This window comes from Marinobacterium rhizophilum (assembly GCF_024397915.1).
Taxonomy (GTDB): domain Bacteria; phylum Pseudomonadota; class Gammaproteobacteria; order Pseudomonadales; family Balneatricaceae; genus Marinobacterium_A; species Marinobacterium_A rhizophilum_A.
Genome location: NZ_CP073347.1, coordinates 4491569 through 4503119, shown reverse-complemented (window position 1 = coordinate 4503119; position 11551 = coordinate 4491569). Strand labels below are relative to the sequence as shown.

Annotated in this window: 11 protein-coding genes; 3 read left to right on the top strand and 8 right to left on the bottom strand. The window is 59.1% G+C overall.

Annotated elements, in window-relative coordinates:
* Positions 1 to 71 precede the first annotated feature (71 nt).
* The 5 genes from KDW95_RS20315 to KDW95_RS20295 all read right to left on the bottom strand — a co-directional run bounded on the left by KDW95_RS20315 (position 72) and on the right by KDW95_RS20295 (position 5304).
* On the bottom strand, positions 72 to 1049 hold the full coding sequence (locus KDW95_RS20315) for a Bug family tripartite tricarboxylate transporter substrate binding protein (RefSeq protein ID WP_255853586.1): 978 nt from the start codon (positions 1047 to 1049) through the stop codon (positions 72 to 74).
* Positions 1050 to 1113: 64 nt separating this feature from the next.
* Positions 1114 to 1611 carry a tripartite tricarboxylate transporter TctB family protein gene (locus tag KDW95_RS20310; RefSeq protein WP_255853585.1) on the bottom strand — a complete coding sequence of 166 codons (498 nt, stop codon included), beginning with the start codon at positions 1609 to 1611 and terminating at the stop codon, positions 1114 to 1116.
* Positions 1608 to 3158 (bottom strand): tripartite tricarboxylate transporter permease, encoded by a 1551-nt coding sequence (locus KDW95_RS20305; RefSeq protein WP_255856544.1) that lies wholly within the window; start codon positions 3156 to 3158, stop codon positions 1608 to 1610. The genes KDW95_RS20310 and KDW95_RS20305 overlap by 4 nt, the downstream gene beginning before the upstream one ends.
* A 674-nt stretch (positions 3159 to 3832) precedes the next feature.
* Positions 3833 to 4270, bottom strand: coding sequence for a PACE efflux transporter (locus tag KDW95_RS20300; RefSeq protein ID WP_255853584.1), 438 nt, complete (start codon positions 4268 to 4270; stop codon positions 3833 to 3835).
* A 296-nt stretch (positions 4271 to 4566) separates the two neighbouring features.
* A complete protein-coding gene (locus tag KDW95_RS20295; RefSeq protein WP_255853583.1) occupies positions 4567 to 5304 on the bottom strand; it encodes a glutathione peroxidase in 738 nt (245 codons plus the stop codon).
* Between the two features lie 225 nt (positions 5305 to 5529).
* On the opposite strand from KDW95_RS20295, the gene KDW95_RS20290 reads away from it, so the two are divergent.
* The 3 genes from KDW95_RS20290 (at position 5530) to KDW95_RS20280 (ending at position 8435) form a co-directional block, all read left to right on the top strand.
* Positions 5530 to 6012, top strand: a complete 483-nt coding sequence (locus KDW95_RS20290) for an MgtC/SapB family protein (protein ID WP_255853582.1) — start codon at positions 5530 to 5532, stop codon at positions 6010 to 6012.
* A gap of 189 nt (positions 6013 to 6201) precedes the next feature.
* Positions 6202 to 7590, top strand: coding sequence for a sodium:solute symporter family transporter (locus tag KDW95_RS20285; protein ID WP_255853581.1), 1389 nt, complete (start codon positions 6202 to 6204; stop codon positions 7588 to 7590).
* A gap of 5 nt (positions 7591 to 7595) precedes the next feature.
* Positions 7596 to 8435 (top strand): metallophosphoesterase family protein, encoded by an 840-nt coding sequence (locus tag KDW95_RS20280; protein ID WP_255853580.1) that lies wholly within the window; start codon positions 7596 to 7598, stop codon positions 8433 to 8435.
* 15 nt (positions 8436 to 8450) lie between these two features.
* Here the strand turns inward: KDW95_RS20280 and KDW95_RS20275 are convergent, their stop codons facing one another.
* The 3 genes from KDW95_RS20275 to KDW95_RS20265 all read right to left on the bottom strand — a co-directional run bounded on the left by KDW95_RS20275 (position 8451) and on the right by KDW95_RS20265 (position 11536).
* On the bottom strand, positions 8451 to 8903 hold the full coding sequence (locus KDW95_RS20275) for a hypothetical protein (protein ID WP_255853579.1): 453 nt from the start codon (positions 8901 to 8903) through the stop codon (positions 8451 to 8453).
* Between the two features lie 69 nt (positions 8904 to 8972).
* Positions 8973 to 10049, bottom strand: a complete 1077-nt coding sequence (locus KDW95_RS20270; protein WP_255853578.1) for a hypothetical protein — start codon at positions 10047 to 10049, stop codon at positions 8973 to 8975.
* A complete protein-coding gene (locus KDW95_RS20265; RefSeq protein WP_255853577.1) occupies positions 10049 to 11536 on the bottom strand; it encodes a glutamate--cysteine ligase in 1488 nt (495 codons plus the stop codon). The genes KDW95_RS20270 and KDW95_RS20265 overlap by 1 nt, the downstream gene beginning before the upstream one ends.
* Between the last annotated feature and the right edge of the window lie 15 nt (positions 11537 to 11551).

The window sequence follows — 11551 nt, the reverse complement described above, 5'->3', positions numbered from 1 at the left end:
GCCTGGCAAAAAAATAATAGTTCCCAGGAAAAATGTCGATTACCTGAACTGAAAACTTGGCGGGGGTTCTGTCAGCCTTTAAGGCCTGCCAGAAGCTCCTTGAGATAGGCTTCGCGTTTTTTCCACATTTCAACCAGATCCTTGCGTTCGATAATGCGTACTGGCGAGCCGCCGGACTCCATCTTTTCGAGGGTGCCCTCATCGCGCAACATCAGCGCTGTACGCTCCGACAGGTAATCGAGAACGTCCGGCGGGGTACCTTTAAGCGCCATAATTCCGCGAAAATTCACACTGGCATCATCAACATTGATACCTTTTTCCATAAAGGTAGGAACATCCGGTAAAAACTTTTCATTGCGTTCAAGGTCAGCGATACCCAGAATTTTTATGCTCTCCTGGCTGCGGTACGCATCGGACAGGTTATTAAATCCCGCCATAACCTGGGCACCCATAACGCTTTTCATTGCATCGGAACCACCACTCTGGGGTATATAGGTCAGCTCGATACCGGCCTCCTTGGCAAACTGCAAAAATGCAATATGATGCCCCACATAGAGTCCGGCTCCGGACACCGTTACCTTGCCGGGATTTTCCCGGGCAAAAGTCACCAGTTCCTCCAGGGTATTAAACGGACTGTCCTTGCCGACGATCAGTACCGCAGGGTCCGCACCCCAGTTGGCGACAGGCTCCAGGTTGTCGATACTGTACTTGGTGCGCATCACGATCGACTGCGCGATAAAGTGCGGCACGTTGTAGGCTGCCAGCTCGTAGCCATCAGCCTTGGAGCGCGAAGCAAAATAGTCCCAGCCTATTTTTCCACCCGCACCCGGCTTGTTGAGAATGACCACCGGCTGCCCGAGATAGTTCTCATCGGTGGCTTTCATGGTAACGATACGCGCCTGGAAGTCGGTGGCGCCACCAGGCGAGTAGGATACGATCATGCTGACAGGTCTTTCGGGGTACGCCTCGGCCTGCACCACAACGGACAACATCATGCCCATTGCGGCACCTGCCACTGTCGAGAATTTCATCTTTCGCACATTCAACATCAGTGACTCCTCGCCTCTGTGAGGCTGTTTTTATAATCATTACTGCCTGGGCAGTACGCAGTTATTAAACAAGGTATGCCGGGGGAGCCTGCAATTGTAGCGCCCATGAAAAAACCATATAGATGACACCAACAAATAGGATAGAAACAAGCATGTACCTGGTGAACGCCTTGATAGTTAATTCAGCTGGCGCGTAAATAGTTACGATTGCCAGAAAGGCCGCAAATGAACAGGTATAAAGACCGACGATATCCGCCAGGTAGAGGTAAGCCAATATAATGGCAAACATGGGTAGCAGGCGAAAAAAATCCGACGATTTAATTGCTTCGTATATTTTTTTAATTCCGGATCCCGCGCTTGGACCACCCGCAGGAACGTTATTACCCCGCACCAGTAAACCGCCCTCCGCAAGTAACATAATTATTGCAAAACCAGCCAGAATATAGGCGATTATATTGGGAAACCGATAAGCCTTGGCTCCGTATTCTACGTTGCTGCCCGCCACCAGCAGCAATACCGCCAGCACCAGGCCACTCACCGCAATCACTCTGTTTGTGTTCACAGTTTTGCTCCTTCTTCGGTGCAGCCTTGGGCGGAGGGGGTATCATCACCCGGCTTTTTTTGCTGCTTGCCCCGGTACTCGCTGTAGATGCTGTAGCCAATCGACCCGACACAGAAGGTCACCAGCACTATATTCAAGGCACCACCAAAGAAGTACGGCAGTACACCTTCACCTACCGATGCAATCAGTTCGCCCTGGACAAAGTTGCTCTCCGCGATGGGTCCCAGGATGATCCCCAAGACGACCGGCGATGGACTGAAGCCCAGCTTGGAGGCGAAATACATGCCGACACCCAATGCCATCATGACAAAAACATCGGAGAAACTGTTTTGCACACTGTAGGTGCCAAACACTGCCAGGATGGTAATGGCTGCCGCCATGTAGAACTCGGGTACATCCATAACAAAACGGCTGTAGCGACTGATCGCCAAGCCGAATACACACATCAGCAACTGACCGACAAGCAGCGAGTCGATAAAGGTCCAGACAATGGGCGCATGCTCGGTAAAAAGTGCGGGCCCCGGAAAGAGGCCATGGATCAGCAAGCCACCAAGCAGCACCGCCGCCGTGGGACTACCCGGCACACTGAGCGTCAGCAGCGGCACCAGCGAGGGCCCCACCATGGCATTGTTGGCCGACTCGGCTGACATCACACCGGCGGGCTCGCCCTTGCCAAACTTCTCCGGGTTGCGGCTCAGCTTTTTGGTCTGGTCATAGGCCACCAGGCCTGCAATCTGGCCACCGGCCCCCGGAATAAGGCCAACAATAACGCCTACCAGGCTGCCGATGACCAGCGCTTTCCAGGCCAGCAGTGTATCGCGCACGGACGCCAGCAGGCTCTGCGACTCCAGCGCAAACTTTTTTACAGCCCCCGGCATCTTGTCCGGCGCCAGCATGGAGAGCACCTGGGGGATGGCAAAGAGCCCGACCAGCGCCGCGATAATATTGATGCCGCCAGCCAGGTGATCCGTCACCACGAAACGCTCAACGCCCAGAACGGGATCATAGCCGATGGTAGAAATCCATAGCCCGACAAAACCGGCAAACAACCCTTTGATGACCGAGCCGGAGCCCAGTGAACCAATCACGGTGACACCCAGAGTCGCCACCCAGAAAAGGTGCGAGGGGCCAAAACCCAGCGCCCAGCGCGACAAGGTGGGGGTAAAGAAAATCAGTACCAGCACGCCCAGCACACCGCCCACGAAGGAGGACAGGAAACAGTAGTGCAAGGCGGCGGTCGCCTTGCCGCTCTTGGCCAGCGGGTGGCCATCCAGCGTCGTGGCGATGTTCGCCGGCGCACCCGGGATACTCAGCAGAATCGCGCTCACAGCCCCGCCTGCAACGGTCGCGGTATAGGCAGCCCCCAGCAGAATAAGTCCGGTCGCAGGCTCCATGTGAAACGTAAAGGGGATAAGCAGCGCTACGGCCATGGTAGGACTCAAGCCGGGTGTTGCACCCAGGATCAGGCCCCCGACGGTTCCCAGCACCAGAATCATGAAATTCCAGGGCGTAAACACGTCGGGCAGGTATTGCAGGAATTCAAACATCACTCGTGGCCCTCATCATTTTGTAACTCATTGTTTTTATAGTCTTGAATGATCAGCATTGGACGCTATGCAGGGTTTAACGGTGTAACGTCGACTGGTGCGCGGAAGTTCCTCGAAGGTTGCTACATATAAGTCATGTATATGACATATATAAACGCAAGTCCTGCCGCTGTCAATCACAGCCATGGTGGGTCTTGTCTGCCGCTGAGGAGTTCTACAGGCCGGGTGCTGGCGATATGCTCACTTTCCTGCCAGCGGGCTTTGACGGAACGCCAAGGTCGCCCGCCGTCAAGCCTGTTCTTTTCCACGGATTCTGTGGATAAGTCAGTGGAAAAGATATACAGAACCTTCACTGCTATCGCTTGAGCTCAGTAACCACGGGGGCTTTGAAAAGCTGGTGAATCTTCGTCCAACCCGCCTGCCGGATAAAAAATATAATGTTTGACATTCGCCCCAAATCCAACGAATCCGCGGGCTTTATCGCCAAGGGGGCCTTGTCAAAAAAGCCAAAAAACGCCGACTGTCAATATTGACAGCAGCGATAGACCGTAAAAATTCAAATAGTGGAACGCAGACGTCTAAAACTTATACACAACCCGGCAACTTCCACGACAGCGAATGCAGAGAAGCCCGCCGTAGCGGGCTTCAGTTTCACAGCTCAAGGATCAGACGCATCAGTCCGGCGACAGTACCGCTGCGACTGACACCGGGAAAACCCGGTCATATGCCAGGTTGTAGAGGTAGGCGAACACCAGGTAGAAGACCGCCATCCCGACATCCATGACCAGCGCCTGCCACAGGCTGACCTGCATCCACCAGGCAATGAGGGGCAGGGTAATGAACAGCAGCCCGCCCTCAAACAGCAACGCATGGATGATCCTGTCCCGCTGGCGCTTGATACTGGTACCACGGTGGCGCAGCAGCCACTGGTCGAACAGGCGGTTGTAGTAGTAGTTCCACACCATCGCCAGCAACGAAAATACCACCGCCAGCGCCCCGAAGTGCTGCATGTCCAGACCGAGCAGCCAGCTGCCAAGGCCTGTCAGCAGCACCAACCCAACCAGCTCAAACCCGACCGTATGCCGAATCCGGTCAGCCCTGTTTCGCATCATCACTTGCTCCCTACCCAAGGATCTGTATCAGAAGCGCCATAGTATCGACGAAAGACCGGATATATAAGTTAATACCTATCGTCAATAGCGATAGGTTGGTGTTGGGTGCACCTTCCTGCATAGCCTTGCACGGCGCATGAAGGCCAGGACGGCTTGAGTGCCGTTTTTGCCGGGAGCAAAAAAACGGCCCATGCGCCCGCAGGATAAGTACATCCCTGTACAAAAAAACCCCGGAGCGCTGAGCGGTCCGGGGGTTTTCAGAGCAGAGCCTGACTGGCTGTCTGCCGGCATATCGATCAGGCGTTGGCGACCAGCCACTGCTCCAGCTCGTCCGCCGTACCGACGTGCTGGCCGTCGATGTAGACCTGTGGCGTGGTGCCGCGTCCGGAGATGGCCGTCAGGCTGGAGTAACTGACCCCCCCCTGCCCCAGTACGATCTCTTCAAAGCGGAACTCGCGCGCCTGCAGAGCCTTCTTGGCACGGGTGCAATGCGGGCAGCCGGGCTTGGTGATAATGGTCACACGCTTGGGCTGCTGCGCCTGCGGATTGATGTAATCCAGCATGGTGTCGGCATCGGACACTTCAAACGGGTCGCCCGGCAGGTCGGGCTCGATAAACATCTTGTCGATAACACCGTCCTTCACCAGCATGGAGTAGCGCCAGCTGCGCTTGCCAAAACCCAGCTCCGCCTTGTCCACCAGCATGCCCATACCGGCACTGAAGTCGCCGTTGCCATCGGGCAGTACCTGGATGTGCTCCAGCTTCTGATCTTCCGCCCAGGCGTTCATCACGAAAGCATCATTCACGGAGAGACAGATAATGCTGTCGATACCGTTGGCCTGGAAGACCGGTGCGAGCTCGTTGTAGCGCGGCAGGTGAGTGGTCGAGCAGGTCGGCGTGAAAGCCCCTGGCAGGGCAAACAGGATGACGTTCTTGCCGGCGAAAACTTCGTCGCTGGTGACATCCTGCCAGTCATTGCCCACGCGCGTGCGAAAAGTGACCTGGGGTACAGGCTGTCCTTCTTTGTGCTGCATCTGTGTTTCTCCTGTGGCCTTAAAGCCCCGTTGTTTAAGAACTGGAGCCAGAATACTCAATCCAAATAAATTAATAAAATTAAGCAAAACAATTCTTATGATAGTTTTTGAATATGACAATTCCTGGATGCACGAATAGTGATTCTATTTGCCCGCAAAGAGTGCGATAACAGGCGCTGAACTCGTAGCGGCCCGATGGGCCTCCTGTACAGGCTAATGCGCACCTTGGACACCCAAACCCTGACGTTACTGCTGGATATCACTCCGTTTCACTGGTCGGGCATACTGGCCAGCGTGCTGGCGGGCACCATTGTCGGTATCGAGCGCCAGCTGCTGGGCAAGCCCTGCGGTATTCGCACCAGCTCCCTGATCGTGCTGGGCACCTACCTGTTTATTGCCCTGGCCGGCGCTCATTTTGGCGGCGGCGATGGCTCCCGGGTACTGGGGCAGATCGTCACGGGCATCGGTTTTCTTGGCGCCGGCGTGATTCTGGCCAAAGACGGCATCGTGCTGGGTGTTACCTCCGCCGCCGCGATCTGGTCACTGGCAGCCATCGGCGCCGTGATCGGCGAAGGCCACCACCTGACCGGCGTGAAACTGGCGGTTCTGGTCGTGTTCGTTCTGGTGGGTGTGGATCTGCTGGAAAACAGTTTCTCGGCAATGCGTCGCGGCGTGCACGCCCAGTTCGGCCGCATGCGCCGCAAGTAGGCTCTGTCACGGCCGCCAGGACTGTCTTTCAGGCTAATTTCAGTTGCCTGCCTTAGGCTCGCCTGAATGACAATCGCCAGTGCCGCTGACCTGGCGCTACGCACTGGCCGGCGGCCAACGCTGAAGCCCTGCTTTTGCTACCAACCGCCGGGTTCAGACCTCCCCCTTGCCGCCAGACCCGGAGCACCCATGGACTACAGCCTTTCGATTCTGGTCGCCGTACTGGCCCTGATTTCCCTGGGACTGTCCCGACCCGCGCGCTCGGTGAACGCCTTTTTCAAAGGCCAGTCCGCCAACGCCGAACCTCCGGGCCTGCTGACGCTGACCTTCTCCCAGGTCACGACCTGGATCTTTGCCCGCTCCCTGATGAATGCCGCCATCCTTGGCTTTTTTTACGGCATCTGGGGCACCCTGGCCTACGCCGCCTACTACCTGTCGTTCTGGATTGGCGGTCGCATTATCGACAAGCTGCGTTTCGAACAGGGTTTTGAGAGTGTGCAGGCCTTTTTGCAGAGCCGCTTTGGCCACTGGGGCACGCGCTGTTACAACCTGGTGATCTGCATCCGGCTGGTGAGTGAGGTCTTCGCCAACCTGTTGGTCATCGGCATCCTGTTCGGCAGCACCGGCAGCAACGCCTATACCCTGGCCATCCTGGCCTTTTCCGTGATCACCCTGGCGTACTCGCTGCTCGGTGGTCTGCACGCCTCGCTGCGCACCGACCTGTTCCAGATGATCCTGTTTCTGCTGGTACTGGTGGTCCTGGTGGTCGTCGCTTTTGCAGCGCCTGGCATCAGCCTTGATGCGCTGCTGTTCAAGCCCTTCGAGATCGATCAGCCCGGCCCCATCCTGTTGCTGGTGGCGCTGTTGCAGGTATGGAGCTACCCCATGCATGACCCGGTCATGATGGACCGTGGTTTCCTGGCAGACCGTGAAACCACAAGGCGAAGCTTCTTCCACGCCGGCTGGATCAGCATCCTCTGCATTACCGCCTTTGGCAGCCTGGGTGTGCTTGCCGGTGCCCAGGCGGTCGCCGGTGAAGACATGCACAGCGTACTGGCCCGGATACTGGGCGACGTGCCACTGCTGCTGTTCAACGCCGCCCTGGTGATCTCCGCGATGTCGACGCTGGACAGCACCCTGTCGAGCTCCGCCAAGCTGGTGGCACTGGATATGAAAGCCATCCCCACCACGGTGCAAAATGGCCGCCTGGTGATGGCTGCCTTTATGCTGCTGGGGCTGGCCTGCGTATTCCTTGGCAACAAGGACCTGTTTAGCGCCGTGGCCGTCAGCGGCACCGCCTCCATGTATCTCGCGCCCGTGGTGCTGATTTCCCTCTGGGGCGGACGCACCGATGTACCGCTGTGGAGTTACCTGGCCAGCTTCGTGTTGGCGATTGGCGGCGCAGTGCTCTATTTCACCGAATCTTCAGGCTACAGCGCGCTGCTGGGGGATGCACACAAGTACACCAAGCTGCTGTGGATATCAGCCACGCTTCTGACCAGCGGGCTGCTGCTGTTCTGGCTCGGCTGCCTCAGCGCCGGCAGCCCCAGCGTCAAGCGGGCGGAACACGCAGGATGAGTACCATGACACCTACGCAGGAACTGGGAACCCTGACCGGCCCGTTGCTGATCTTTGGCGGCCCCTACAGCAACCTGCAGGCAACCCGGGCGCTGCTGGACGCCGCACAGCAGCTGGATTTTTCGCCCGAGCAGCTTATCTGCACCGGCGACGCCGTCGCTTACTGTGCCGATGCCGAGGCAACCGTGCAGCTGCTGCGCGATGCCGGCGTTCACTGGATTCAGGGGAACTGTGAGGAGTCGCTGGGCAACCGCATCGATGACTGTGGCTGCGGCTTTGACGATGGCAGCAGCTGCGCGGTGCTGTCCGACAGCTGGTATCGCTATGCCGACGCCGCTATCAGCGACGCCAGCCGTGCCTGGCTTAAAAGCCTGCCGGCGCAACTCGGATTCAGCCTAAACGGCCGCCGCATTCGGGTAGTGCACGGCGCCGTGGATCAGATCAATCGCTTTGTTTTCGAATCCACGCCGGTGGCGCAGAAACAGCACCAGCTTGAGCTTGCCCGGGCCGATGTGCTGATCGGTGGCCACTGCGGCCTGCCGTTCGGACAGGCAATGCAGAACGGCAGCTGGCTCAATGCCGGGGTGATCGGCATGCCGGCGAATGATGGAACTGCGGATGGCTGGTACATGCTGCTGGCGCCAGAGGGTGAAGACCTGAAGGCCAGCTGGCACCGGCTCGAGTATGACGCCGCGGGTGCCGCACTGGCCATGCAGCAGGCGCGCCTGCCTGCGGCCTACCGGGAATCCCTGCTCAGCGGATTCTGGCCGAACCTCGATATCCTGCCCGCCCGGGAGCGCGGCAATCAGGGTCGGCGCCTGCAGCCACCCACGCTGCGGCTGTAGTACGGCGACCTGCCATCAATGGCGGCGGCGGTCTCCATCACGGAAGTACTGCCGGTTGCCGTCTCGCCACGCGCCCCTCGCCTGGGTACGGCGGTAGTCGACAGCGCCGGATCTGCGGTATGAACGACCATTGTCATAGTGCCGACGGCCACCGTGGTCCGAGAAGCCGTGCCGATAGCCCGGTGAGCGATCATAATGCCGGTGACGATAATGGTGTCGCGGCGGCTTGTGGTGGCGGGGCGGTGCATAATGGCGTGGTGGCGCATGGTAGCGACGTGGATGCGCATAGCGTGGCCGGCTGTAGCCAAAGGGCACGTAGGCGTAAGGCCCGCCCAGATAGAGGCTGAACCCATTGCCGTGTATGGCGGCGCCGCCGCCAAGGAATATGCCTACATCCACATCAGCCTGGGACGGGCTGGCGATCAGACTCAATGCCAGCACCCCTGCGCCTAGTAATCTGATCTTCATGACAGGCCTCCCGACTTCACAGTTAACTGTAAGACCCGCTCCCCGCAACACAAGTTGCGCGATCAAATTTCACTCGGACTTAAGCCCTGGTTCAGCTTCGCGGGCATCGATGACGCTATGGCCCGCCTCGGGCGCGGCATAGAGCAGGCAGTCACTGCAGGCGATAAGCGGGTTATCGGTCACCATGAACAGTTTCAGCGCCTGCGCGGCATACAGCCGTTGCCCCTGGCAGTCAAAGAACTGTGGCAGTACATCCTCCCCGGCGGCATCGCGCAACTGCATCAGGCTGCGGGCCCGGGGCCCGAGCCAGAACAGAAAGGTGCCTCTGTCGACCACGCCAAAGTTATAACGCTCCAGGTGACGCGGCACCGTTATGTCCGCCGCGGGGTCGGGCTCATCGGCAAAGACCAGCCGGGTGTCCGGTGCCAGCTCCAGGCGCACGGGGTGATGGTACACATCCATCTGCAGGCCACCGGCCGGCAGTTCCAGCACGGAATCCTGCTGTAGGAAACGCCAGAGTCCTTGCACGGCCAGCCGGTCTGCCGCCGGATCCTTGTTGCCACCGCATTCGATCGTGGCGACCGGGAAGCCCGCCCGGCTGATCTCCATCAGCGCCCCCAGGCGGATACCGGTCACGATCAGGCGCCGGGTAAAGAGCGCCACCAGGGCTTCATGGACGGGGTCTTCATGGGTCACCACACCAAACGCCGGATTCATGCCAGAGGTATTGTGAATATCGATCAGGCACTCGGGCCTGTACTGATCCAGCAAGGCCAGTGTCTGGCTGGCGATTCTCCCCGGGCTGTCATCAACGAAGGGCGCAGAAAAGCAGCGATTCAGGTCCCGCTCGCCCGGCAACTGTCGGCAGGAAAACAGCGGTGCCTGCAGCGCAGCGGCAACCGACAGCACGAAGCACAGCAGTGTAACGGCCGGCTGCTCGCCATTGCGCAGCCAGCCATGGATCGCCTTCAGCCCGGAGGGCTCGTTGCCGTGCAGCAAGGTACTCAGGGCCCGGCAGCGGCCCGGATCGCGGCCTTCGACAATTATCAGGGTGGGCCCGTCCAGCTGGCGCAGGAACGCCTCCGGCGTACGGGCAATCTCGGCAGGCGCAGGATTGCGCAAAATGGTAATAGGGTCGTCCGGCATCAATGCATGTCCGTCCACTGTGCTACAGGCTGATTAATTTCGGCACGCACGCGGTAGCCTTCGAGCATGGTTTTCAACGCGCGGTGCCTGCTGAGGCGGCGATTCAGGCGGGAAACCTGGCCCAGCTGCCAGCGGGCTCCCGTACGGCCGCACTCAAGCCGTTGTTCAATAATGCCAAGGTAGTGCTCCGATTCGGCAGCCCCGATGCCGATACGACCCAGCCCCTGTGCCGCCACCGGCAACAGGCTGCGCGCCAGGCGGGTCACCGGAACTTCCTCCAGCCGGCGATGGCTGGACGATGGCCACAGCAACTGTGTGCCCAGCCCAAATTCGGCACTGCGGTAAAAGTTGTGCTCCAGCATGGAAAAAGGCAGCGCCGGCATCAGCTCGGTAATCTCTGTGCGCAACCCTTCGGCCAGCCCGATCAGAAAGGCGGCATTGGCCATCATGTCGCAGGCGGTAGGCCCTGCGGGCAGGGCACGCATCTCGATACGCAGGTGACCACCGCAGCTGTCGTCGTAAATGACCCGGTTCCAGGGCCAGATGGTGCCCTGGTGCAGGCGCAGCTCATGCAGCTTGGGCAGGTCACCATTGCGTACCGCTTGCATGTCATCCTCGCTCTGCTGACAGACCGGCAGCAGGGCGGCGTGCAACAATGCCGACTCGGCAAACAGCTCGTAGGCGCCATCCCGTACCCAGCCAGTCCCCAGGTTCACCCTTGAAGCCCGGCCACGCTGACCATTGCAGCCCGCGCCATCGATCGCATGCTTGAACAGCGGAATCCGCGTTTCATGCCACAATCGGTGCCCAAGCAGGAAAGGCGAATTCCCGGCCAGCGCCAGCACCACCGGCGTAGCCAGCTGCATGGCATTGTAGGTATCGGCGAAATTCTCGGGCAGCACCCGGTAGTGCAGCTGCAGCGACGTATTGGCCCCTTCCAGCGTGACATCCCGGGCGCGCAGTGAAATGGGCTCATCACCGTTGATGCGCACCTGGATGCGCTCGCCCCGAATGCGGCTCAGGCCATCGGTCAGCGCCTTGTAACGCTGCTGCTCCGTCATTACATGGGGGCCAAAGTCGCGACGGCGCAGGGTTGGCAGAATGCCAATCGCCAGGATGTGGCCCTCGTGGGCCAAGGCGGATTGCTCCAGGGCCGCGATCGCGCCCCGAATCTCGGTTTCAATGCGGGAAAAAGGCGTGCCGCTGATCGGCACCGGGGTAAGGTTGTATTCGAGGTTGTAACGGTTAAGTTCCAGCGTCAGCCGGGGGTCAGCCTGGGCTTGCTGAATCTCGCTGTTGACCATCAGGGGATGACCGTTGCGATCGACAATGCAGAGCTCCAGCTCCGCCCCAATGGAACCCGGACCTGCGCCGAAGCCAGGCCTTTGCAGCAACGCCTTCAGCGCCTGCAGATTGCTCTGCAGGCGCTGGTAGAAGCCGCTGAACTCCTGCGGCGTGAAGCTGGACTTGTCGATTTCGAGTCCCATTACCGTCCTGCACTT

Coding starts and splice junctions, on each gene's coding strand:
- KDW95_RS20315 (WP_255853586.1), bottom strand. CDS start 1,049: ATGTTGAATGTGCGAAAGATGAAATTCTCGACAGTGGCAGGTGCCGCA.
- KDW95_RS20305 (WP_255856544.1), bottom strand. CDS start 3,158: ATGTTTGAATTCCTGCAATACCTGCCCGACGTGTTTACGCCCTGGAAT.
- KDW95_RS20300 (WP_255853584.1), bottom strand. CDS start 4,270: ATGATGCGAAACAGGGCTGACCGGATTCGGCATACGGTCGGGTTTGAG.
- KDW95_RS20295 (WP_255853583.1), bottom strand. CDS start 5,304: ATGCAGCACAAAGAAGGACAGCCTGTACCCCAGGTCACTTTTCGCACG.
- KDW95_RS20285 (WP_255853581.1), top strand. CDS start 6,202: ATGGACTACAGCCTTTCGATTCTGGTCGCCGTACTGGCCCTGATTTCC.
- KDW95_RS20280 (WP_255853580.1), top strand. CDS start 7,596: ATGACACCTACGCAGGAACTGGGAACCCTGACCGGCCCGTTGCTGATC.
- KDW95_RS20275 (WP_255853579.1), bottom strand. CDS start 8,903: ATGAAGATCAGATTACTAGGCGCAGGGGTGCTGGCATTGAGTCTGATC.
- KDW95_RS20270 (WP_255853578.1), bottom strand. CDS start 10,049: ATGCCGGACGACCCTATTACCATTTTGCGCAATCCTGCGCCTGCCGAG.
- KDW95_RS20265 (WP_255853577.1), bottom strand. CDS start 11,536: ATGGGACTCGAAATCGACAAGTCCAGCTTCACGCCGCAGGAGTTCAGC.